General features: G+C 62.2%; 20 protein-coding genes and 1 pseudogene. 6 read left to right on the top strand and 15 right to left on the bottom strand.

Features of this window, described 5'->3' with window-relative positions; all coding sequences use genetic code 11:
- Positions 1 to 73: 73 nt before the first annotated feature.
- The 11 genes and pseudogenes from LJE91_04420 to fabD all read right to left on the bottom strand — a co-directional run bounded on the left by LJE91_04420 (position 74) and on the right by fabD (position 10,867).
- Positions 74 to 2,917 carry a 2-oxoglutarate dehydrogenase E1 component gene (locus LJE91_04420; protein ID MCG6867986.1) on the bottom strand — a complete coding sequence of 948 codons (2,844 nt, stop codon included), beginning with the start codon at positions 2,915 to 2,917 and terminating at the stop codon, positions 74 to 76.
- 195 nt (positions 2,918 to 3,112) lie between these two features.
- The gene (locus LJE91_04415) at positions 3,113 to 3,457 is read right to left on the bottom strand and encodes a PilZ domain-containing protein (GenBank protein MCG6867985.1); all 345 of its coding nucleotides are present in this window, start codon (positions 3,455 to 3,457) and stop codon (positions 3,113 to 3,115) included.
- Entirely contained in the window at positions 3,450 to 4,457 is a 1,008-nt protein-coding gene (holB, locus tag LJE91_04410; GenBank protein ID MCG6867984.1) for a DNA polymerase III subunit delta', read from the bottom strand. The genes LJE91_04415 and holB overlap by 8 nt, the downstream gene beginning before the upstream one ends.
- Entirely contained in the window at positions 4,441 to 5,082 is a 642-nt protein-coding gene (gene tmk / locus LJE91_04405) for a dTMP kinase (protein ID MCG6867983.1), read from the bottom strand. The genes holB and tmk overlap by 17 nt, the downstream gene beginning before the upstream one ends.
- A 3-nt stretch (positions 5,083 to 5,085) precedes the next feature.
- Positions 5,086 to 6,117, bottom strand: coding sequence for an endolytic transglycosylase MltG (mltG, locus tag LJE91_04400; protein ID MCG6867982.1), 1,032 nt, complete (start codon positions 6,115 to 6,117; stop codon positions 5,086 to 5,088).
- Positions 6,118 to 6,211: 94 nt separating this feature from the next.
- On the bottom strand, positions 6,212 to 7,075 hold the full coding sequence (gene pabC, locus LJE91_04395; protein MCG6867981.1) for an aminodeoxychorismate lyase: 864 nt from the start codon (positions 7,073 to 7,075) through the stop codon (positions 6,212 to 6,214).
- A complete protein-coding gene (cas5, locus tag LJE91_04390; GenBank protein ID MCG6867980.1) occupies positions 7,072 to 7,236 on the bottom strand; it encodes a CRISPR-associated protein Cas5 in 165 nt (54 codons plus the stop codon). The genes pabC and cas5 overlap by 4 nt, the downstream gene beginning before the upstream one ends.
- Positions 7,190 to 8,365, bottom strand: a pseudogene (gene fabF, locus LJE91_04385) (beta-ketoacyl-ACP synthase II). Before fabF ends, cas5 begins: the two are co-directional and overlap by 47 nt.
- Before the next feature lie 106 nt (positions 8,366 to 8,471).
- The gene (gene acpP / locus LJE91_04380; GenBank protein MCG6867979.1) at positions 8,472 to 8,711 is read right to left on the bottom strand and encodes an acyl carrier protein; all 240 of its coding nucleotides are present in this window, start codon (positions 8,709 to 8,711) and stop codon (positions 8,472 to 8,474) included.
- Between the two features lie 434 nt (positions 8,712 to 9,145).
- The gene (fabG, locus tag LJE91_04375) at positions 9,146 to 9,889 is read right to left on the bottom strand and encodes a 3-oxoacyl-ACP reductase FabG (protein ID MCG6867978.1); all 744 of its coding nucleotides are present in this window, start codon (positions 9,887 to 9,889) and stop codon (positions 9,146 to 9,148) included.
- Between the two features lie 36 nt (positions 9,890 to 9,925).
- The gene (fabD, locus tag LJE91_04370; GenBank protein MCG6867977.1) at positions 9,926 to 10,867 is read right to left on the bottom strand and encodes an ACP S-malonyltransferase; all 942 of its coding nucleotides are present in this window, start codon (positions 10,865 to 10,867) and stop codon (positions 9,926 to 9,928) included.
- A gap of 577 nt (positions 10,868 to 11,444) precedes the next feature.
- Between fabD and infA the strand changes: the two genes are divergently transcribed.
- Positions 11,445 to 11,663 (top strand): translation initiation factor IF-1, encoded by a 219-nt coding sequence (gene infA / locus LJE91_04365; GenBank protein MCG6867976.1) that lies wholly within the window; start codon positions 11,445 to 11,447, stop codon positions 11,661 to 11,663.
- A gap of 199 nt (positions 11,664 to 11,862) precedes the next feature.
- On the opposite strand, the gene clpA is transcribed toward infA, so the two are convergent.
- Together clpA and clpS are read right to left on the bottom strand one after the other, a co-directional pair.
- On the bottom strand, positions 11,863 to 14,118 hold the full coding sequence (gene clpA / locus LJE91_04360; protein ID MCG6867975.1) for an ATP-dependent Clp protease ATP-binding subunit ClpA: 2,256 nt from the start codon (positions 14,116 to 14,118) through the stop codon (positions 11,863 to 11,865).
- 31 nt (positions 14,119 to 14,149) lie between these two features.
- Positions 14,150 to 14,473, bottom strand: coding sequence for an ATP-dependent Clp protease adapter ClpS (gene clpS / locus LJE91_04355; GenBank protein ID MCG6867974.1), 324 nt, complete (start codon positions 14,471 to 14,473; stop codon positions 14,150 to 14,152).
- Between the two features lie 430 nt (positions 14,474 to 14,903).
- Here clpS and mnmA point away from each other — a divergent pair, with 430 nt between their 5' ends.
- The 4 genes from mnmA (at position 14,904) to LJE91_04335 (ending at position 19,792) form a co-directional block, all read left to right on the top strand.
- Positions 14,904 to 15,974: a tRNA 2-thiouridine(34) synthase MnmA gene (mnmA, locus tag LJE91_04350; protein ID MCG6867973.1), complete on the top strand. Its 1,071-nt coding sequence runs from the start codon at positions 14,904 to 14,906 to the stop codon at positions 15,972 to 15,974.
- 2 nt (positions 15,975 to 15,976) lie between these two features.
- Positions 15,977 to 16,612, top strand: coding sequence for a high frequency lysogenization protein HflD (gene hflD / locus LJE91_04345; protein MCG6867972.1), 636 nt, complete (start codon positions 15,977 to 15,979; stop codon positions 16,610 to 16,612).
- A gap of 115 nt (positions 16,613 to 16,727) precedes the next feature.
- Complete coding sequence (gene acnA / locus LJE91_04340; GenBank protein MCG6867971.1) at positions 16,728 to 19,388, top strand: aconitate hydratase AcnA; 2,661 nt, start codon at positions 16,728 to 16,730, stop codon at positions 19,386 to 19,388.
- A gap of 8 nt (positions 19,389 to 19,396) precedes the next feature.
- Positions 19,397 to 19,792 (top strand): DUF423 domain-containing protein, encoded by a 396-nt coding sequence (locus tag LJE91_04335; GenBank protein ID MCG6867970.1) that lies wholly within the window; start codon positions 19,397 to 19,399, stop codon positions 19,790 to 19,792.
- 18 nt (positions 19,793 to 19,810) lie between these two features.
- Here LJE91_04335 and LJE91_04330 read toward each other — a convergent pair whose 3' ends face one another.
- On the bottom strand, positions 19,811 to 20,146 hold the full coding sequence (locus LJE91_04330; GenBank protein MCG6867969.1) for a hypothetical protein: 336 nt from the start codon (positions 20,144 to 20,146) through the stop codon (positions 19,811 to 19,813).
- Between the two features lie 30 nt (positions 20,147 to 20,176).
- Between LJE91_04330 and LJE91_04325 the strand changes: the two genes are divergently transcribed.
- Positions 20,177 to 20,425, top strand: a complete 249-nt coding sequence (locus LJE91_04325; GenBank protein ID MCG6867968.1) for a hypothetical protein — start codon at positions 20,177 to 20,179, stop codon at positions 20,423 to 20,425.
- 61 nt (positions 20,426 to 20,486) lie between these two features.
- Here the strand turns inward: LJE91_04325 and LJE91_04320 are convergent, their stop codons facing one another.
- Positions 20,487 to 21,539: a thioredoxin fold domain-containing protein gene (locus tag LJE91_04320; protein ID MCG6867967.1), complete on the bottom strand. Its 1,053-nt coding sequence runs from the start codon at positions 21,537 to 21,539 to the stop codon at positions 20,487 to 20,489.
- Positions 21,540 to 22,140: the final 601 nt, after the last annotated feature.

Below are 22,140 nucleotides of genomic sequence, written 5' to 3'. Positions count from 1 at the left end.
GACTCGGCAGGCATGCGCCTGGATTCACGTCGGCGACCCGCGCCAATCCGGTTAGGCGGGTCGCGATCTGGATTCAGTTTGCAACCGCGGACCGTTCCGTGGCATCCGCCGAGACCTCGTCAAGCGCCAGCGCCTGCAACACGAGGGCGCGTTGCTGGCGCCTGTGCTTGTGCAGGTATCCCACGGCCGGGGCGGCGTAGTATCGTCTACCGGCGTAGGATAGGCGGTGGTGGGGCCCTATGCACCCTTTCAGGTGCCGCAGTGACTGCATGTAGTACCAGGCCCCCTGATTGCGGGGCTCTTCCTGGGCCCAGACGATGTCGAGCGCGTTCGGATACCGGGCCAGCACCCTGTTCAGCTCGTCCGCGGGAAACGGATACTGTTGCTCGATCCTGATGATGGCAACGTTCTCCAGATGCTCGTCACGACGCTTTTCCATAATATCGTAATACACCTTGCCGCTGCAGACGACCAGCCTCGAGACCGCGTTGGGATCCAGAGCGACCACTTCGTCGATAACGGGCTGGAAGCCGGCGTTCGCCACCGCCTCCAGCGGTGAGGCGGACGTTTTGTGTCGCAGCAGGCTCTTTGGTGTCATGACGATCAACGGCTTGCGATAGGGCCGCAGCATCTGGCGCCTCAGCAAGTGAAACATCTGGGACGGCGTGCTCGGAACGCAGACCTGGATATTTTCCTCCGCACAGAGCTGCAGGTACCGCTCCAGACGTGCCGAGGAATGCTCGGGACCCTGCCCGTCGTATCCGTGGGGAAGGAACATGACCAGTCCGCAGTAGCGCTGCCACTTCGCCTCCGATGAGCTGATGAACTGGTCGATGATCACCTGCGCGTTGTTGGCGAAGTCGCCGAACTGCGCCTCCCAGATCACCAGGGACTGTGGTTCGGCGGTACTGTAGCCAACCTCGAAACCGAGCACCGCCTCCTCCGACAGCAGCGAATTGATCGGCAGGAACTGCGGCTGGTCCTCGAACAGATGCTGCAGCGGAATGATGACCTCGCCGGTCTTCTGATCGTGTATGCCGGCATGGCGGTGTGCAAAGGTCCCGCGAACGCTATCCTGCCCTGACAGGCGGATGGAGTAGCCATCTTCCAGCAACGATGCATACGCCAGCGTCTCCGCAAATCCCCAGTCCATCGGTACCTGACCTTCCCCCATCGAGGCGCGCTCGCGCAGCAATTTTACCACCCGCGGGTGCAGGTCGTGATTCCCGGGCACCTGGGTAAACTTGCGCGTGAGATCGCGCGCCCGCTCCAACGAGATGCAGGTGTCCGCCGGTTCGGTCCAGTGCTTGCCCCTGAAGGCGGAATAGTCGACCGCCAGACTGTGGTCCGCGGCGTAGTCTATCGGGCCGCAGACCGGATCGCCGGATTGCACCTTGGCGATATAGTCCTTCGCCATGGCCTCCACCTCACCGGAACCGATCACGCCCTCCTTTTCGAGTTGCTCGCGGTAGATGTCGATCAACCCGGGATGCCGGCGGATGTGCCGGTACATCAGCGGCTGCGTCACCGAGGGTTCGTCCGCCTCGCTGTGCCCGTGCCGGCGGTAGCAGACCATATCCACAACCACGTCCTTGTTGAACCGCATGCGATAGTCCAGGGCCATGTTCGTCACGAACACCACGGCCTCCGGGTCGTCCCCGTTCACGTGAAAGATCGGCGCCTGCACCATCTTGGCGACGTCGGTACAGAACAGGGTCGATCGGGAGTCCAGGGGGTCGCTGGTGGTAAACCCGATCTGGTTGTTGACCACGACGTGTACCGTGCCCCCCGTCGTGTAGCCCCTGGTCTGGGAGAGATTGAGCGTCTCCATCACCACGCCCTGACCTGCGAACGCCGCGTCGCCGTGAATCAGTAGGGGCAGGACGCTGTTTCGCTTGCGGTCCCGACGGCGCTCCTGCCGGGCCCGGACCGATCCCTCGACGACCGGGTTGATGACCTCCAGATGCGACGGGTTGAATGCCAGCACAGCGTGAACGGTACCGTTGCGCGTCTTCAGGTCGAAGGAGAAACCTTTGTGGTACTTGACGTCACCCGAGCCGAATCCCGGACGAGTCACACCCTCGAACTCCTCCAGCAGGTCGCGCGAATCCTTACCGAAGACATTGACCAGGACGTTGAGGCGACCGCGGTGCGCCATGCCGACGATCAGTTCCTTGATGCCGTGTTCGCCGCACCGTTGTATCAGGTTGTCCAGCAGCGGAATGAGGGCGAGCCCCCCCTCCAGCGAAAAGCGCTTCTGGCCAACGAACCTGTGGTGCAGATAGCGTTCCAGCTCGGTGCCCGCCACGATTCGCTCGAGGATGCGTCGTTTGACCTCGGCGCTCACCGGCGGATTGCCCTGGACCGACTCTAGGTACTTCTGGATCCAGCGTTTCTGCACCGTGTCGGTGAGATGCATGTACTCCGAGCCGATGGTGCCGCAGTACGTCGTGCTGAGCGCGTTGATTATCTCGCGCAGACTGGCGCAGTCGGGCAGGCCAAACAGGGACCCGGTATTGAATTCGGTGGTCATTTCGGTTGATCCCAGTCCGTGATACTCGAGTTCGAGTTCCGGGACCGAGGGTCTGGCGGTCTGCTCGAGTGGATCGAGATTCGCCTGGCGGTATCCCAGGTACCGGTAGGAGTTGATGAGCTGCAGGACGTGGACCTGCATGCTGCTCTCTACCTGTGCCATGGCTGCCGTTGCCGGCAGTCGATCAGCGGGGGACCTGGCCGCTCGGGCGCGCAGGGCCGAGCGGATGCGCGAATGCAACGGCTGGTGCTCCCTGCCCAGCGTGGCGAAATAGCCGCGCCAGTGTTCGGCGACGGACTCCGGGTCTTCCAGATAGTCCTCGTAGAGGCCATCCAGGTATGCGGCATTCCCCCCGTGGAGAAAGGAATGTCCTGCTTGTGTCATCGTAGTGGCGTGTCGTGTCGTAATTCTTTCAGATTCCGATCAGGCTCCCGCAGGTGGGCGCGACGGCGCGTATTCAATGTTTAAGTGTATACCATTGACCTAAGCTTGACTTCCCCCACTTGCCCGTCGGACACTTGCCCGTCGGATCTCACAAGTCGTCCAAAGGCAATCCGCGCGCTCGCGCTCCTGTCAAGATCACATCGTATTCGTCGGTCTGTCGGCCGTCAGCGCGCCCGCCAGGAGTCCCTCGATCTTGTTCCGTGTCTGACCGCGGTCCTGACTGCTGAACTGTACGCCGATACCCGGTGTGCGGTTCCCCTGTGCGCCCTCCGGTGTCACCCAGACAACCTTGCCTGCGATCGGGAGCCGTTCGTTTTCCTCCATGATGCTGAGGAGAATGAACACATCGTCCCCGATCTTATGGGGCTTTCGGGTCGCGACAAACAGCCCGCCGTTCTTCACGAAGGGCATGTAGGCGGCATAGAGCGACCCCTTGTCCTTGATTGAGACCGTGGTGATACCTCGACCCTTTTCAGCCATTGACGCCTCCGGGATTTCCGCTCGCAGCCGACAGCCACGCCAGCATGATGTCTTCGCGCAGCAGTTCCTGATTCTGACCGCTGTGCAAACCGCGCTTCATTTCAACGAACTGATTGTACAACCCCATCACCGATTCTAGGCAGAAATCCTGAACCCTACCCGGGTTGGGTAGACCGGCGCGTTCCCCGACCGGATGCGCGGCGCCCTTCGAGAGTGATCGTGCCCCGTCCGTCAGCCATCCCAGCATCCAGTCCAGGAGCACCGACACCTCCGTCTCCCCCGTCTCGCGGGCGACCGCTACCGGTGACTTCGTACCTGACAACATCCCCTCGATACCGTCAAGGACCATGCGGGCGCGCCCCGGCGCCTCGTTCTCCAACAGGGCACGCACGGCCAGCGGTGCGCCGCGGGCCATCGCAAGCGCTATGTCTTCCTCCCCGGTGCTCGAGCCAGTGCCCAGCCAGGTCTCGGTCAGCTCGCGCGGCGGGATGCGGAAATCGATTCTCTGGCAACGGCTGCGTACGGTCGCGGGGAGCCCCCCCGGGCGGTCGCTCACCAGTATCATCACCGTGCGGTCCGGGGGTTCCTCCAGCGTCTTCAGCAGGCTGTTGGCGGCGGCTGCATTCATCCTGTCGGCGGCTTCGATCACGGCGACCTTATAGCGACCCTGATTCCGGGTAAGTGCGACGAAATGGCCGAGTTGCCTGACCTGACCCACCAGAATGTTCGACTTCTCCGCCTCGGCGGCCAGGCGGTAGCTGTCCGGGTGCGTTCCTGCCTCCATCAACGCACACTGCCTGCATTGCCCGCAGGGGGTCCCTGTCCCGCCGCGATCGTCGCACATCAGGGCTCGCCCCAGGAGATTGGAAAAAAGGAGTTTGCCCAGCCCCGCCGGGCCGGCCAGAAGCAGCGCGTGGGGCACGGCGTCGCCCGTCAGGGCCCGCGAGATGCGCTCCCACTGCGGTCCCTGCCAGGGCAGCGGATTACGCAGCGGCGACATGACGCTCGACCGCGGCACTGACGACACCGCGAACATCCGTGCCGACCTCGTCCAGGTCGCGCCCGCTATCGATGACGCGAAACCGGCTCGGTTCGGCCTCCGAACGCGCGAGATAGCGTTTACGCACACGCTCGAAGAAGGCGAGTTGCTCGCGTTCGAAGCGGTCCGCCTCACCCCGTGCACTCGCCCTGCCGAGCCCGGTCGCTACGTCTACGTCCAGCAGCAGCGTCAGATCGGGCCGCAGATCACCCTGAGTCCACGCCTCGAGGGTCGCGATACGCGCCTCGGGCATGCCGCGACCGCCGCCCTGATAGGCGTAGGTGGCATCCGTGAACCGATCGCTGACCACGCACTCCCCGCGCGCCAGGGCCGGTCCGATCACCTTATCGATATGCTCGGCGCGCGCCGCGAACATCAGCAGCAATTCCGTGTCCAGACCCATGGCCGTCCATTGCGTGTCGAGCAGGACCTCGCGAATCGCCTCACCCAATGCGGTCCCGCCGGGCTCGCGGGTCCTGACGACCCGTAAGCCGCTTCGCAGCAGCTCCTCGACGATAAGGTCCATGCAGGTCGATTTGCCAACGCCCTCGCTACCCTCGACGGTTATGAACAGACCCCTTGTCACGTTTCAGTCCTCCCGCTCGCGATAACGCAACGCATCTCCCTCGAGCTGGTATCTGACCACTGCCTCGCGGTGCGCTTCATAGGTTTCGGAAAAATGATGACTGCCGTCACCGCGGGCGACGAAGTACAACGCGCTCGAATCCGCTGGGTGCAATACCGCATGGATCGCGTCCCCGCCCGGCATCGCAATAGGCGTCGGCGGCAGCCCCCTGTGTACATAGGTGTTGTACGACGTGTCCCGGCGCAGGTCCCGATACCGAATGTCGCCGTCGTACGCCTCACCCAGCCCGTAAATGACCGTCGGATCGGTCTGCAGCAGCATGCCCTTGCGCAGCCTCGAAATGAACACCGCTGCGATCTCGGGCCTTTCCGCCGCGGCGCCGGTCTCCTTTTCCACGATGGATGCCAGTGTCAGGGCCTCGTACGGGGAATCGAGCGGCAGGTCCGGCATCCGCCCCTCCCACTCGGCCGCCAGCCGCCGATCCATCGCCTCGTGCGCCCGTCGCAGGAACGCCAGGTCCGTGGTCCCGGCCGGAAAGCGATAGGTATCGGGGTAGAACCAGCCTTCGGGATGCGTATCCGGCCGTCCGAACGCCGCCATCACATCCTGGCCTGGCTCTAGCGTCGACACGATCTTCGGGTGCGCCTGCACCGCCTCGAATAGCTGCCTGAAGGTCCAGCCCTCGGGAATGGTCAGGGAATACCCGGCAACGCGTCCCTCGACGAACAGCTCGAGTAAACCGTTCGGGGTCAGCGGTTCAGCGATGCGATATTCGCCGGCTTTGATTGAACTGGTGCGGTTCTGCAACTTCGCGAGCACAGTGAAGTAGAAGGGCTCCGCGACGATGCCCCGGGAATCCAGGTCACGGGCGAGGTCGTCGAACGACGTGCCGGGGGAGATCTCGTAGACCACCTCGGCCTCCGGGAGCGAAAGGGGGGCATTCACGAACCTGCGGAAATCGGCGAACAGGGCCATAGCGACCGCGATCAGGATCGCGAGCAATACCCAGGCCGGTTTGTATTTCAGGATCACCATGAGATCGCGTAGTTTCCCGACATTACCGTGGCAAGCCCCGCCGCCACGACTCCACCGTCGTCCGGCTCATCCATTTCTTCTCCCCCGAATAGCGTTACCGGTCGTCACCGGTCTCGAATCCCTGCACGACCTCTCGCAGTGCGTCGATCCAGGGATGGATCTTGAAATGGCGCTCCTCCACCCTTACGACAGGCTGGATCCCGCGGACGACATTGGTGAAGAACAGTGATTCCGCCTCCATGACCTCGTCGAGTGAGACCCTCCTTACCTGGGTGGGTATGTCGAGGCGCGAGGCCGCCTCCAGCACCAGTTTCCGCATGATACCTTCGATGCCGCATCGACTCAGATCGGGCGTGAGCAGCGTGCCGCTCGAGATCAGCATGAGATTGGCGGAGGTTCCCTCGACGGCGTTGCCCTCGAAGTCCAGCACGATCCCTTCGCCAAATGCCACATCAAGCTCTGCTCCCGCAAGCACCTGCTCCAACCGGTTGAGGTGCTTGATGCCCGCCAGGCGGGGATTGATCGCGAGCCGGGTCTCGCAGACCTTGACCGCTACGCCTGTCCTGTCGAAGCGCTTTATCCCGTGCGGCCAGGGGAAGAGCCTCAGGAAGCGGTTCGGGGATCTCTTCTTCGGTGGCGCGTACCCCCTGTCGCCCTCCCCACCGGTCACCATGATCTTGAGGACGGCGCGTTCGTGACCACCGACCAGTCGGTACGCCTCGGCCGAGATCCGTTCCGTATTCGGTGGGGGAATGAACAGTCGCTCGCATCCACGCGACAGCCGCGCCAAGTGACGATCGAGATTCAGGGGGCGTGCGTTACGAACGGCAATGGTCTCGAACACGCCCTCCCCATAGAGAAATCCCCGATCACCCGGGGGCACGGCAAGGGACTCGCGCCCGTTTACGAGCATGCGGTCGGCAATGTGAGCCGGCGTACGGACCGAAGCCTCACTCATGTCCCGGCAATTCGCGCCACCCCCCGGTACGGAAAGGTGCGAAGGCGCTCAGAGCCTGCGGAAGGCGACGGTCCCGTTGGTCCCGCCAAAGCCGAACGAGTTGGAAATGGCAACGTTGACCTTCGCCTCCCGCGCCGTGTTGGGCACGTAGTCCAGGTCACATTCAGGGTCCGAGGTATCGTAGTTGATCGTCGGCGGCAACACCTGATCGTGCACTGAGAGTACCGAGAACACGGCCTCGACACCGCCTGCCGCCCCCAGCAGGTGCCCGGTCATGGACTTCGTCGAGCTGATGGCAACCTTGTTTGCGTGATCTCCCATCGCGGCCTTGACCGCCTGCGTCTCCGCGATGTCACCGGCTGGCGTCGAGGTTCCGTGCGCGTTGATGTAGTCAACGTCCTCGACGTTAAGCCCGGCGTCGGACAGGGCGTTGAGCATGCATCTCGCGGCTCCCTCCCCCCCCGGCGCCGGCTGGGTCATGTGGTAGGCGTCACTACTCATCCCATATCCAGCCACCTCGCAGTAGATCCGCGCATCCCGGCGCTTCGCGTGTTCGTACTCCTCGAGCACCAGTACCCCCGCACCATCGCCGAGAACGAACCCGTCGCGGTTCTTGTCCCAGGGTCGGCTTGCGCTCTCGGGATCGTCGTTATGCGAAGCGCTCAGCGCCCTGGCCGCGGCAAACCCGCCAATTCCCAGGGGACAGGTCGCCATCTCCGCGCCACCGGCGATCATGACATCGGCGTCGCCGTGCGCGATCATGCGCGCGGCGTCACCGATGTTGTGGGTCCCCGTGGTACAGGCCGACACAATCGAGATGTTCGGGCCCTTCATCCCGTACATGATCGACAGATTGCCCGAGACCATGTTGATGATCGCCGCCGGAACGAAGAAGGGCGAAATCTTTCTGGGCCCGAGTTTCAGGAAATTCTCGTAGTTCCTCTCGATGGTAGGTAGCCCACCGATGCCGGAACCGATCGCGATACCGATGCGCTCCGCGTTTTCCTCTGTGACTTCCAGCCCCGCGTCCCTGATCGCCTGCACGCCCGCGCCAATGCCATAGAAGATGAAGGTATCCATCTTCTTTCGTTCTTTCGGCGTGATGTAGTCATCGACGTTGAAGTCCCGGACGGCCCCCGAGATCCGAACCGAAAAAGCGCTCGCATCGAAACAATCGATCACCGAGATGCCGCTGCGGCCGGCCAGGATGTTTTCCCATGCCGTCTCGATCGTCGAGCCCACCGGACTGACAATCCCGAGTCCTGTCACAACTACCCTTCTCTTGGACAAAAGTCACCTATTGCACTGAATGAATGCCTTGGGATCGGAAACGACGGTTCCGCCTTCCGCCACCACGTCCGCAGCGGACCCACGAGCGCCGCGGACAATGGAGAGGCTATCCGTCCTGGTGCTCGATGACGTAGTCGATCGCCTGTTTCACCGTGGTGATCTTCTCCGCTTCCTCGTCCGGAATCTCGCACTCGAATTCTTCTTCCAGCGCCATGACCAGTTCGACGGTGTCCAGGGAATCGGCGCCAAGATCGTCAACGAAAGACGCCGCCTCGGTGACCTGATCCTCGTTCACGCCCAACTGCTCGACCACAATCTTTTTTACGCGTTCCGCGATATCGCTCATTGGTTTTCCATCCTCGTAAGAAAATATTCGATAGAAAGGGTTTGCCAGGGTCTGTCACTTCCGATCTTTGATCCGGCGCTCGCACTTAGGCGATTTCCGTCAATTGACATACCATCCTGCTTGTCTATTCGTCCGTCCTCTGCGTTGCGACAACCGTGGCATAGTTCGACCATGCGCCTGTTGTCGCGCCTTGATGACAAACGAATATCCGGTACGAACTGGTATACCATTTCCCGGCAATCGCCTTAGCTGTGTTCGCCACGCCGTTATGTATATAAACCCTTTCCACCGGCGGATCATCCTGTCGCTCCCCGATTCCGGCAAGCACCCGGCGGGAGCGGGTATTGTAGATAAAACCGTTCTGGCAAGCCAGACGACGCTAAGTGCCCTATCCATATGATAATTTCGTAGTTATCACAGGGCCAGAGCAGTACTCACGTCATGTACATGCCGCCGTTGACGTGCAGCGTCTCGCCGGTGATGTAACCACCCGTATCGGACGCGAGAAACGCTACCGCCGCCGCGATGTCTTCCGGGGATCCGAGGCGCGCCAGGGGAACGCGTTGCACCAACGCCTCGCGCTGGGCCTCCGGCAGTGCGCGCGTCATGTCGGTGTCGATGAATCCCGGCGCGACCACGTTCACGGTGATCCCCCGGGAGCCGACCTCGGCGGCGAGGGACTTGGTGAAACCGATCAGACCCGCCTTGGCGGCGGCATAGTTCGTCTGACCGGGATTGCCGGAGGCCGCGACCACCGATGCGATGTTCACGATCCTGCCCCGGCGGGCCTTCATCATGGCTCGCAGGCAGACCTTGCACATGCGGTAGGAGGAACTGAGATTGGTGTTGATGACGTCCTGCCACTCGTCCGGTTTCATGCGCATCAACAGATTGTCGCGCGTGATTCCAGCATTGTTGACCAGGATGGAGACCGCGCCGTGACGCTCGGTCAACGTCTTTATCAATGCATTGACGGAGTCGTCGCTGGTAACGTCCAGGACGTAGCCCCCTCCGGGGTATCCCTTCTCATCCAACGCCGAGGAAATTCCCAGCGCGCCGGAATCCGAGGTCGCGGTGCCGGCGACGATCGCCCCCTGTCTGCCCAGTTCGAACGCAATCGCCCTGCCGATCCCCCGGCTCGCGCCAGTAACCAGCGCGACTTCGCCTTCTAGTGCCATGCATTCCCCCAGGACCGGTGCGTGCCACCGGCGTCGTTAGTTTTCTTCCGCATAGGCCTCGAGCGCCTGCGCCAGACTCGATGGGTCCTGGACGCAGATTGCCGGCATGGTGCGATCGATCCGTTTATTCAGGCCTGCGAGCACCTTGCCCGGGCCCAGCTCGAGAACGATATCCGCACCGCGTTCGCGCATCGCCCTAATCGTCTCCACCCACCGCACCGGGCTGCAGAGTTGGAGCGTCAGAGCGTCGCGGATCGAATCCGGGTCCTCATGCGTCTCTACGTCGATATTGTGCAGCACCGGGATGCGGGGAGCGTGAATCGTAACCGACGACAGCGTATTCGCGAACTCGCCGGCCGCGGGTTTCATCAACGCGCTGTGCGCGGGGACACTGACGGCGAGTTTCAGCGCCCGCTTGGCGCCGGCGGCCTTCGCCGCGACGGTCAGACGGTCCACTGCCTGCGCATGGCCCGCCACGACCACCTGCCCGGGGGCGTTGAAATTGACCGCCGAGAGCACCTGTCCCTCGGCCGCCTCGTCGCAAAGCGCAATCACCTGTTCGTCATCCAGCCCCAGAATCGCGGCCATCGCGCCCTTCCCCTGCGGGACTGCTCCCTGCATCAAGCGACCGCGGGTGCGCGACAGGCCTGCCGCGGTCTTGAAGTCCAGCGCACCCGCAGCGACCAGGGCAATAATCTCCCCGAAACTGTGCCCGGCCGCCACGACCGCGTCACGGCCCCCCTGAGCGCGCCAGACCCGCCACACGGCAATGCCGGTAGCCAGCATCGCCGGCTGGATATTCTCCGTGCGGTTGAGCGTATCGGCCGGGCCTTCGCGCCCCAGTGTCGTGAAATCTTCGCCGAGGGTGTCGGAAAGCTCCTCGAAGGTCCGGCCCACTTCCTCGTGCGCCTCGGCGAGTTCGCCGAGCATGCCGACGGACTGCGAGCCCTGACCAGGAAATACAATGGCAACGTTCATCCTGTCCTCAGGCGGGTGTCGCAAGAGCCAGTCCCCTCGCCCCGGCGGGGAGAGCGAAGCGAGGGGCAGAGCACTCGTGTAAGAGGGGTTAGGCGATTTCTGTCAGTGACATACCATCCTGCTTGTCTTTGTCGTCCGTCCTCTATGTTGCGACAACCGTTGCATAGTTCGAGTGACATGGTTCGACTATGCGCCTGATGTCGCGTCTTGATGACGAACGAAAATCCAGCGCGATCCGGTATGTCATTTTCCGGCAATCGCCTTAAATAACTCAGGCGCTTGCAGCGCTCGTATCTTTCTCTTCATCCGGATTCAGAGACTTTTGCGACACCATCCTCGGTGGAGATGGAAATGCAGGGGAGCCGGGTCGTGACAAATGCGGTCTCGACAGCCCTTAACCGCCCCCGCCCAGTGACTCCCGCCCTGGCTGATGTCGGGTTCCCGGTGCCTTCCGATACCTGCCGGGGAGCCACTTGCCGGCGCCCCGCGAACGGTACGGAAACGCCCCGTGACCTTGTTTTCTGATCCCACTTGACGATAATGACCGCCAATTTTCGCGTCCGGGCATTCTAACCGCATGGCAAAAGAAGATCATATCGAGATGCAGGGAACCGTCATCGATACCCTGCCGAATACCACGTTCCGGGTGGAACTGGAAAACGGTCACGTCGTAACTGCTCACATCTCCGGAAGGATGCGCAAGCACTACATCCGGATTCTGACCGGCGACAAGGTAACCGTGGAACTCACCCCCTATGATCTCAGCAAGGGTCGAATCGTCTACCGTGGAAGATAGTTCCCGGCCCGCAATACTTTGCTGACTCCTCCCTGGCTTAGCCGATTTCTGTCAGTGACATACCACCCTGCTTGTCTTTTCGTCCGTCCTCTGTGTTGCGACAACCGTTGCATAGTTCGACTATGCGCCAGTTGTCGCGCCTGGATGACGAACGAAAATCCGGCGCGATCCGGTATGCCATTTTCCGGCAATCGCCTTATTATACGACGGCCTCGTCCTCGAACTGCAGTTCCGGTTTGTCGTCGATTACGGTCACGCGCACCTGCCCGCCCTGACTCAGGCGGCCAAACAGGATATCGTCGGCTAGCGGTTTCTTGATGTACTCCTGGATGACCCGCGCCATGGGTCGAGCCCCCATCTTCGGATCGTAGCCCTTTTCCGCGATCCAGGCCCGGGCCTCGTCGTCGATAACCAGCGACACCTTCTTCTCCTGAAGCTGCGCCTCGAGTTGGATGATGAACTTGTCAACCACGTTGGCGATTGTGCGCCGATCCAGCGAGCGGAAATTGACCACGGCGTCGAGACGATTCCGGAATTCCGGCGTGAATGTCCTGCGAATCACCTCGCCGCTGTCCGTCGAATGGTCCTGTACCATGAACCCCACGCTGGCCCGGCTCATCTCCTCGGCGCCCGCGTTCGTGGTCATGACCAGGAGCACGTTGCGAAAATCGACCTTGCGCGCGTTGGTGTCCGTAAGCGTGCCGTGATCCATGACCTGCAGCAGGAGGTTGAAGACGTCAGGGTGAGCCTTCTCGATCTCGTCGAGCAGTAGCACCGCGTGCGGAGCATTCATCACGGCATCGGTCAGCAAGCCGCCCTGGTCGTACCCTACGTAGCCGGGCGGTGCGCCGATCAGCCGCGAGACCGTGTGTCTCTCCATATACTCCGACATGTCGAAGCGTATCAGCTCGATGTTCATCAGGTGAGCGAGTTGACGCGTGACCTCGGTCTTGCCCACACCCGTCGGACCCGCGAAGAGAAAGGAACCGATCGGTTTCTCCGTGTCGCCCAGTCCGGTGCGGGACATCTTGATGGCCGTGGTCAGGGTGTCAATAGCCTCGTCCTGGCCGAACACCACCATCTTGAGATCGCGGTCCAGCGTTCTGAGCGTCTCCATGTCCGACTTCGAGACGTTTCTCGGCGGAATACGGGCCATCCTTGAGATGATGTTCTCGATGTCCTTGACTGAGATACTCTTCCTTCGGGAGGCCGCGGGCTGAAGCCGGACCCGTGCTCCGGCCTCGTCGATGACGTCGATGGCCTTGTCCGGGAGGTGGCGGTCATTGATGTGACGCGCGGACAGGTCCGCCGCAGCGTGAAGCGCCCTGCCGGTGTATTTCACCTGATGGTGGGATTCGAAACGTTCCTTGAGCCCGAGCAGGATCTTGTAGGTCTCCTCCACCGTGGGTTCGGAGATATCGATTTTCTGGAATCGCCTTGCCAGTGCATGGTCTTTCTCGAAAACGCCCCTGAACTCCTGATAGGTCGTGGAACCGATGCACTTCAGTTCCCCCGAGGCCAGCATGGGTTTGATCAGGTTGGACGCATCCATGACGCCACCCGAGGCGGAACCGGCGCCGATGATGGTGTGGATCTCGTCGATAAACAGGATCGCATGCGGTTCCTTGCGCAGTTGACCGAGCACCCCCTTGAGGCGCTTTTCGAAGTCGCCACGATACTTGGTCCCGGCAACGAGCGCACCAAGGTCCAGCGAGTAGATGGTGCTTTCACTGAGTACTTCAGGCACCTCGCCGTCGACAATCTTCTTTGCCAGACCCTCGGCGATCGCGGTCTTGCCGACTCCGGCCTCGCCGACGAACAACGGATTGTTCTTGCGTCTGCGGCAGAGGATCTGGATGGTGCGCTCGACCTCTTCCTGCCGCCCGATCAAGGGGTCGATCTTGCCCTCGGTCGCCATTTCGTTGAGATTGACCGCAAAGCTTTCCAGGGGTTTCCTGGGCGTCGCCGTTTCCGGGCCTTCCTGCTCGGCCGGCTGCGCAGCATCCTCTTCACTGTCGTCGGAGACTTTGGAAATCCCGTGGGAGATGAAGTTGACGACATCCAGCCGGGCCACGTCGTAACGGCTCAGCAGATAGACCGCCTGGGATTCCTGCTCTCCGAAAATGGCCACCAGGACATTGGCCCCCGTCACCTCTTTCTTTCCCGAGGACTGCACGTGGAACACGGCGCGCTGCAGCACCCGTTGAAATCCCAGCGTGGGCTGCGTATCGCGGTTATCGCCCTCGGGGAGGATCGGTGTGTTGGCGACGATGAATTCCCCGAGTTCCTGACTCAGCTTCGCCAGGTCCACTCCAACCGCCTTGAGCACCTCGGCCGCCGTGGGATTGTCGGTCAGTGCGAGCAACAGGTGCTCGACCGTCATGAATTCATGACGGTCGTCCCGTGCAGACTTGAACGCCTTGTTCAGAGAGAGTTCGAGTTCCTTGTCAAGCATAATAGTATGTCAGTCTTTGGTCTCCGCCCCGCTATGCCTCTTCCATGGCGCACAGCAAGGGATGATTGTTGGCCCTCGAGTATTCGTTGACCTGGGCCACCTTGGTCTCTGCAATCTCCCGGGTGTACACCCCGCAGATCCCTTTACCGCGGGTGTGAACGTGCAACATGATCCTCGTTGCCTTTTCCCGGTTCATACGGAAGAAGTTCTCGAGTATGTATACGACGAATTCCATCGGCGTGTAGTCGTCGTTCACAAGGACGACCTTGTACATACGCGGTTGTTTGACCTTGGGTCGGGACTCCTGGACCTCGAAATCCACACCCGACTGAATTTGCGTATCCTTGCCGCTCATTACACCTAAGAAAGATTTCGTCTCGCCCCTTCGGACTGATTATATACCGACAGGGGAGCACCGTCCGGTCGCCCGGACCGCTCTGCGGCGACCCACTCCGGCAGGCAGATGCAACTGCAAGTAAATTCAGAAATTTCCACTCTTCAGGCGGCTTGCGTCCCGAAGCCGACCGAGTCCACCTCGCACTTCACTCCCCAGACTGTTAGTCGGGGAAACCGGCTCCGGGTTCCGCAGTGCCCACCCTTGCGCGTCGATCGGACCGACGCGATCGGCTATGATGGGCCCCGACCCGAGATACCGCTTCCCCGGTCCCATACGGATTCGATGGACCCGATAGATGCAGACCCTGCAAGAGGACTTCCCGACACCGCACACCACTGCGACCGCTTCCCCGCTCGACGGATCTTCCCGCGCTGACGTGACGGTCGGCATGTCGGGGGGTGTGGACTCAGCGGTCGCTGCCCTCTTGCTGCAACGTCAGGGCTACCGGGTACGCGGCCTGTTTATGAAGAACTGGGAAGAGGACGATTCACAGGACCACTGCGCCGCCCGCGAGGATCTACGGTCGGCGCGCGCAGCCAGCGACCGCCTCGGCATTCCCCTGGATAGCGTGAACTTCTCAGCCGAGTACTGGGACCGCGTATTCGAGACCTTTCTGGCCGGGTACCGGGCCGGTCGGACGCCGAACCCGGACGTCCTGTGCAACACCGAGATCAAGTTCCGCGTCTTTCTCGATCACGCCCTGGCGCGCGGCGCGCAACTCATCGCGACCGGCCACTATGCCAGGCTGAACCGCACGCATCAGGGCGTGCGGTTGCTCAAGGGACTCGACGGGGACAAGGACCAGAGCTATTTCCTGCATGCCCTGTCCGGTCCGCAACTGGACCGCGCGCTATTCCCCCTGGGAGATCTGGAAAAGCGTCAGGTCCGGATCCTGGCCCGGGAGGCAGGACTGCCGAACCACGACCGCAGGGACAGCACCGGGATCTGTTTTGTCGGAGAACGTCGATTCCGGCGGTTTCTGGGCAAGTATTTGCGCGGAGAGCCCGGTGAGATTGTCTCCACGGAGGGTGATACGCTGGGTCGTCACGCGGGCCTGATGTTTCACACCATCGGCCAGCGCAAGGGTCTGGGCATCGGCGGACGACGCGGTGCGGGTGAGGCGCCCTGGTACGTGGTCGAAAAGGATACGAGGAACAACCGGCTGATCGTCGCCCAGGGAAGTGATCACCCGGCGCTGTACCGCAGCCGATTGATTGCACAGGACTGGCACTGGATCGCGGAAAACCCGCCCACGTTTCCGTTGCGCTGCCGCACCCGGATTCGCCACCGGCAACCGGTTGAGCCCAGTACGCTGAACAGCGCAAGCGGCGGCTCGATCGAGGTTTGCTTCGACTCGCCCCAGCGGTCCGTCGCCCCGGGGCAGTTCGTCGTCGCCTATCAGGGAGACACCTGTCTCGGTGGCGGGGTGATTGGCGACACCACGCCCGTGGTCCCATAGAAATGGGTGACAACCGCACGGTCGAGAACCGAACCATCGCCCTGGCTGGACTGTATCAGGCCATCGGGCAGGTATCCTCCATCGCCTGGTCGGGGCGCATCGACGAGGCGGCCTTCGACCCCTGTATACGCAGCCTGTTTCAGTTCGACGCTTCGAGCTACGCCGAAGTCTACGGTGGGCTCGCAGGCATCCGCCCCGGTCTGCGTGCCCTCGATGCCGCGCTGGCACGTCAGGAGGGACAGGAGGCGATCGAACAGGCGCGGTACGCAGTGACAATACTGTTCCTGGAACGTAAACTCGCGCGGCGCTCGAAAAACCTCGAGGCGTTGCGCGCCGGCATCGAGGGAGCCGCGGCGACGCTCGAGTATTTCGGTCCGACTCATGCGAACACGATCGCGCGTCTGGCCGAGATCTACCGCGAGACGATCAGCAGCCTGGGCCCCCGGATCATGGTCAAGGGCGACCAGGACGTCCTCGCCAACCCGGACAATGCCAGCCGTATCCGCGCGATGCTGCTCTGCGCCATTCGGGCCGCCGTGCTATGGCGGCAGGCCGGCGGGAGCCGATGGCGGCTACTCCTCGAACGTGGCGCCATGCGCAGGAGCGCCGGGGCGCTGCTGTCCCCGGAAACCGGATAGCCTTGTAAAAAGGGACCCGTGCATGCGCCGGGCAGCTGGTTTATCCTTCCGGCCTCTATCGGCGCCTGGTTGAGGGTTTCGTCCAGGCGCCGTCCCCAGAACCGGAAAACGAGACATGACCCAATCCTTCGACACGTCAGAACACCTGGACGCGGGCGGCGAGACCTGGCAGATCCAGCGGATCTCAACCCTGCCAGGGGTCGAGACACTGCCCTACTCCATCAAGATACTGCTCGAGAACCTCCTGAGGCACGAAGACGGGGAGACGGTGACGCGCGAAGACATCGAGTCGCTGCTTCGCTGGGACCCCAGCCAGGAAAAACCCCGCGAGATCGCGTTCCGTCCGGCCCGCGTCCTGATGCAGGACTTTACCGGGGTCCCCGCGGTGGTCGATCTGGCCGCGATGCGCGACGCCATGCAGCGCCTCGGCGGTGATCCCGACCGGATCAACCCGCTGCAACCGGCGGAACTGGTGATCGACCACTCCGTTCAGGTCGACAGCTTCGGGTCCGAGATGTCTATCAGGACCAACTCAGACCTCGAGTTCAGTCGCAACCGCGAACGCTATGCCTTCCTGAAATGGGGGCAGAACGCCTTTTCCAACTTCAAGGTCGTTCCACCCGATACCGGGATCGTCCACCAGGTCAACCTGGAATATCTGGCCCGGGTCGTTTTCACACAGGACCGCGATGGCGTGAAAGAGGCCTTTCCGGATACGGTCGTCGGCACCGATTCCCACACCACGATGATCAACGGGATCGGCGTGCTCGGCTGGGGAGTCGGCGGCATCGAAGCCGAGGCGTCCATGCTGGGTCAGCCCATCTCGATGCTCATCCCGCGGGTCGTGGGCGTCCGGATCGAGGGTAGGCTGCCGGAGGGGGCCACGGCCACGGACCTCGTCCTCAGGATCGTGGAAATGCTGAGGGAACACGGTGTAGTGGGCAAGTTCGTCGAGTTCTTCGGTCCCGGTCTCGACCATCTGCCGCTGGCCGACCGCGCCACGATCGCCAATATGGCACCGGAGTACGGCGCCACCTGCGGCATCTTTCCGATCGACGTGGAGACACTGCGCTACCTGCGTCTGTCCGCCCGCCCCGAATCGCAGATCGCCCTGGTGGAAACCTACGCCAGGACACAAGGGATGTGGCGAGACGACGACACGCCGGAAGCGACCTACAGCGAGGTCTTGGAACTGGATCTTTCGCAGGTGGAGCCGGCGCTTGCCGGGCCCAGACGCCCCCAGGACCGCATGCCACTGCGGCGCTCGGCGGAGATGTTTCGCGACGCGCTCCAGTCCCTCAAGCAGGACCGAGGCATCACCGGCAAGGGACCGGTCCGCGTAGAAATCAACGGAAAACCGGTGGAGATCGGTGACGGCGCGGTGGTGATCGCGGCGATCACCTCCTGCACCAATACGTCCAACCCCTCGGTCATGATGGGCGCCGGATTGCTGGCGAAGAAGGCCGCCGAACGCGGGCTGGGTGTCAAGCCCTGGGTGAAGACCTCGCTGGCGCCGGGGTCCAAGGTCGTGACCGGCTACCTCGAGCACGCCGGCGTCATGGATAGTCTGCGCAGTCTCGGATTCAACGTCGTCGGCTACGGATGCACGACCTGCATCGGCAACTCGGGCCCGCTTCCGCCGCCGGTGAGCGACGCGATCCGCAAGGGGGACCTGAGTGTCGCCTCTGTACTGTCCGGCAACCGAAACTTCGAGGGCCGGGTACACGCCGAGGTCCGAATGAACTTCCTCGCCTCCCCGCCCCTGGTCGTCGCCTACGCCATCGCGGGCAGAATGGACATCGACCTTTACAATGAACCGCTGGGCCAGGACGTGGACGGGAACCCCGTGTACCTGCGCGATATCTGGCCCGGTCACGATGAGGTCTCCGCCGCGATCGGACAGGCCGTCACCAGGGGTCAGTTCAGCGAGTCCTACCGTAATGTGTTCAGCGGCGACGCACACTGGGCGGAACTGGCCTCCGGCTCGGAACGACTATACGGCTGGGGCGACTCCACCTACGTCAACAACCCGCCCTATTTCGATGGGATGACCCTTGAACCGGCTCCCATGTCCGACATCCGCGGCGCAAGGGTCCTCGCACTGCTCGGCGACTCGGTCACCACGGACCATATCTCACCCGCCGGCGCGATCAAGGCCGACAGCCCGGCCGGGATCTATCTGCAGGAGCGGGGGATCGCCCCGAAAGACTTCAATTCGTACGGTTCCCGGCGCGGCAACCACGAGGTGATGATGCGAGGTACCTTTGCCAATATCCGGTTGCGGAACCTGATGGCACCGGGGACCGAGGGGGGCGTGACCAAATATCAGCCCTCCGGTGAACTGATGTCCATCTACGACGCCGCCATGCGGTATCAGTCCGAAGGCACGCCGACCCTACTCATCGCGGGCAGAGAGTACGGATCGGGCTCATCGCGCGACTGGGCCGCCAAGGGACCGAGATTGCTCGGCGTCCGTGCGGTCATCGCGGAGAGTTACGAGCGGATCCATCGTTCGAACCTGGTCGGTATGGGTATCCTGCCGCTGCAGTTCCGGGAAGGTGACGACGCAGAGTCGCTCGGACTGACCGGCCTGGAGACCTTCGACATCGAGGGGCTGGAGGCAGGCTCCGGCGCCGAGGTTGAAGTCGCCGTGACCGGTACCACCGGTGATTCACGGAGATTCACCGCCCGGGTGCGCATCGACACACCGCAGGAGGTAGCGTACTACCGAAACGGCGGCATCCTGCAGTACGTCCTTCGCCAACTGGCTGCATGAACCCCGCCATGGCCGGACCCTTCGTCACGCTGGGTGCGTCGCTTGCCGCGTTGGGCGTCGCCATGGGCGCCTTCGGTGCGCACGCCCTGAAGTCGAGACTCGCCGGGGACATGCACGCGGTGTTTCAGACCGGCGTGCAGTACCACATGCTCCATGCCCTGGGGCTCGTGCTGATCGGGCTCACCCTGCGATGGATCGGTCCCTCGACCCTGCTGACCTGGTCCGGCGTCCTGATGGGACTCGGCGTCCTGCTGTTCTCGGGCAGCCTGTATGTGCTGAGCATCACGGGCGTGAGGGCCTGGGGCGCGGTCACACCCTTCGGCGGGACGGCCCTTATCGTCGCCTGGTTCCTGTTCGCCATCGCCGCATGGCAATCGACATCGGCGACCTCGCATCCGCCCTGAGCGAAGGCGGCGAACAACCTACCGGCCGCCCTCTGCGGGCCCTCTGCCCAAACGCTCCGCGATGTCGTGGAGTACCGCCGCGCGATCGCGCTTTTCGAGTTCTGCGTCGAGAACGGAAAAGGTCTCCCGATACCCCGGCCGGTCAAGCAACGAGCGACGCGCCAAGGCGATCGAGATCAGCCGGAAGAATCGGAACAGGGCGTATCCCGCGGTCGCGATGAGCAGCGACAACAACGCCTCACCCGTGAACAGCAGCCAGCCGGCTGCGATGTAGGCCAGAAAACTCGTCGCCGCGATCAGCGCCGTGACCCGGTGTACGCGGTTCAGGATCAGGGCGAGGCGATCGAAGCACAACGCAAGGCCTTCGAAGCGTACGCCAAGAACATGCCTGAGTTCCCCCCGGCCGCTTTCGCTCCCGAGGTCATGATCACCAGGGACCGCGAAGCGATCGAGGCCTTCATGGCCAGCGAACGCGAACGGATGGAAGCCCGCGTCCAGGCCATGCAGGAAGAGAGGGACAAGATCCGCGCCGAGCGTGAGGCCCAGATAGAGACCTATCGCAAGGCACGCGAAGACCGTATTGCCCTGGCCGACGTTGCCGCAGAAAAGGACGTTGTCGCAGAAGAGAAGTAAGCAGCCCCCTCCGCTGCCCGAAAAGGCCCGTGTGCGATCCACACGGGCCTTTTCTTTTCCCCTATACCGAACCCCGGTCTCGCTCCCCGGCGGGCTGAGCTTCGCGCCATCGCTGGAAGGTCGGATACTCCTGGTATGCCTTTTCCAGGACGTACTGCAGTGCCCCCCTCAGGCGGTAGATTCTGGCGACGGAATCCAGCCGGAACACCTCGGAACCGCCCTCGTCAAAAAACACCAGCGACGGTGCATAGAAAAGTCCCAGTTCCTGCGCCCACTGATTGGCCGTCTTCCGCTCCCCGCTCGGAGTAATCACGGGAGTATCCGACCACATGTCCAGTTGCACGACGTTGAAATCCTGTAGCAACTGCCGGGTCTCCGGGTCGGCGAGCGGTTCGGTGTGCAGGATGTCGCAGGCATGACATTCCCGCTGCTCGAACAACACCAGCAAAGGTTTCTCCCCTGCGAAACGGGTACGGTCCAGCGCGTAGGGCGGGTTCTCGAAATACGGCTCCGAGATCATCTCCCCGACGTCGAACTTGGGCGGCGGATCGGCCCTGGCCAGATATGAGCGCAATGACTCCTGTCTGTAATACCCGTCGACCACGTATTCCAGCGCCGCACGAAACTTGTAGGGTGGATAGTATCCGCGCAGTCTCAGCGCCTCCTCGCCGGCCCTGTCGTAGAAGATGATCGACGGTGTGAAATTTGTTCCCTCGCGCTCCGCGTATTTGGTTTCCGTCAGCACCTCCCCTTTAAGGTCGGTAACTTCACGGGCCCCCCAGATGTCGATCGGAACGACATCGAAATTGGTCTGCGTATACTTGACGATATCTTCCTCACGGCCGAAATTGACCTCCATCAGGGCCTCGCAGTAGGCACAGTGCTTCTGCCCGAAGTAGACCATCAGGCCGGTCTTCCCCGACTGCAGGGACTCCTGCAGATCATCCGGGAGATCAAGAAAGGAATTCTTGAACCAGTCAGGATATTCGATATCCCGTATCCTCGGAGTATCGTCGATCTCCGCAATATCGAAGTGGTCGCCTACCGTCGCCAGTACGGGTGTGGTCAGCCAGATGATCGCGGCCGACATGGACCATCGCACTCCTCGTTGCATCGTCTCCATTGTCTCCTCCTCGTCAGACATCAGCTCCAGACACCGTCTGGACACCGGGATGCTACCCTTATTATTACCTAAATCCTGCAAGTAGCCTTCGCTTCCGGAGTCGGGACCAATAGGGACAGAATAATCGCCGTGCCACAGTCATTTCCGCCGCTCCGATGGCAAAATTGTAACCAAGGCGATGACGACAAGCCGCGTTCTCAAGCGATAAGGCGATTTCTGTCAAATGACATACCATTCTGCTTGTCTTTTCGTCCGTCCTCTGTGTTGCGACAACAGTGACATAGTTTGACTATGCGCCTGTTGTCGCGCCTTGATGACGAACGAAAATCCGGCGCAATCTGGTATGCCATTTTCCGGCAATCGCCTAAGAGCCTACTTTTCTCCCTTTTCCCGTGCGACGGGCAGAACCGCCCGTCGGCCTGTTGATGGCAGGCCGTTGGCGGTGCGGGTTCGTTGCTCGATCCGGGCTCAGGCAGGTTGGCTCAAAGCCAACCAGTCGTGCCACACCTCGGGATGGAGATGCTGCCGAGGTAACTTGATGCGCAGCTGGTTCGCCCCGGTGAGCCGCTTGCCCGCCACACGGATCAGAAAG

The organism is Gammaproteobacteria bacterium (assembly GCA_022340215.1).
Taxonomy (GTDB): Bacteria; Pseudomonadota; Gammaproteobacteria; order JAJDOJ01; family JAJDOJ01; genus JAJDOJ01.
The sequence above is the reverse complement of the archived record's forward strand: the minus strand, read 5'-3'. Positions and strand labels throughout refer to the sequence as shown.

What these genes read in the sequence shown, in the direction of transcription:
- LJE91_04420 (MCG6867986.1), bottom strand. Translation starts at nt 2,917, where the DNA reads ATGACACAAGCAGGACATTCCTTTCTCCACGGGGGGAATGCCGCATAC.
- LJE91_04415 (MCG6867985.1), bottom strand. Translation starts at nt 3,457, where the DNA reads ATGGCTGAAAAGGGTCGAGGTATCACCACGGTCTCAATCAAGGACAAG.
- holB (MCG6867984.1), bottom strand. Translation starts at nt 4,457, where the DNA reads ATGTCGCCGCTGCGTAATCCGCTGCCCTGGCAGGGACCGCAGTGGGAG.
- mltG (MCG6867982.1), bottom strand. Translation starts at nt 6,117, where the DNA reads ATGGTGATCCTGAAATACAAACCGGCCTGGGTATTGCTCGCGATCCTG.
- pabC (MCG6867981.1), bottom strand. Translation starts at nt 7,075, where the DNA reads ATGAGTGAGGCTTCGGTCCGTACGCCGGCTCACATTGCCGACCGCATG.
- acpP (MCG6867979.1), bottom strand. Translation starts at nt 8,711, where the DNA reads ATGAGCGATATCGCGGAACGCGTAAAAAAGATTGTGGTCGAGCAGTTG.
- fabG (MCG6867978.1), bottom strand. Translation starts at nt 9,889, where the DNA reads ATGGCACTAGAAGGCGAAGTCGCGCTGGTTACTGGCGCGAGCCGGGGG.
- fabD (MCG6867977.1), bottom strand. Translation starts at nt 10,867, where the DNA reads ATGAACGTTGCCATTGTATTTCCTGGTCAGGGCTCGCAGTCCGTCGGC.
- infA (MCG6867976.1), top strand. Translation starts at nt 11,445, where the DNA reads ATGGCAAAAGAAGATCATATCGAGATGCAGGGAACCGTCATCGATACC.
- clpA (MCG6867975.1), bottom strand. Translation starts at nt 14,118, where the DNA reads ATGCTTGACAAGGAACTCGAACTCTCTCTGAACAAGGCGTTCAAGTCT.
- clpS (MCG6867974.1), bottom strand. Translation starts at nt 14,473, where the DNA reads ATGAGCGGCAAGGATACGCAAATTCAGTCGGGTGTGGATTTCGAGGTC.
- mnmA (MCG6867973.1), top strand. Translation starts at nt 14,904, where the DNA reads ATGTCGGGGGGTGTGGACTCAGCGGTCGCTGCCCTCTTGCTGCAACGT.
- hflD (MCG6867972.1), top strand. Translation starts at nt 15,977, where the DNA reads ATGGGTGACAACCGCACGGTCGAGAACCGAACCATCGCCCTGGCTGGA.
- acnA (MCG6867971.1), top strand. Translation starts at nt 16,728, where the DNA reads ATGACCCAATCCTTCGACACGTCAGAACACCTGGACGCGGGCGGCGAG.
- LJE91_04335 (MCG6867970.1), top strand. Translation starts at nt 19,397, where the DNA reads ATGGCCGGACCCTTCGTCACGCTGGGTGCGTCGCTTGCCGCGTTGGGC.
- LJE91_04325 (MCG6867968.1), top strand. Translation starts at nt 20,177, where the DNA reads ATGCCTGAGTTCCCCCCGGCCGCTTTCGCTCCCGAGGTCATGATCACC.
- LJE91_04320 (MCG6867967.1), bottom strand. Translation starts at nt 21,539, where the DNA reads ATGCAACGAGGAGTGCGATGGTCCATGTCGGCCGCGATCATCTGGCTG.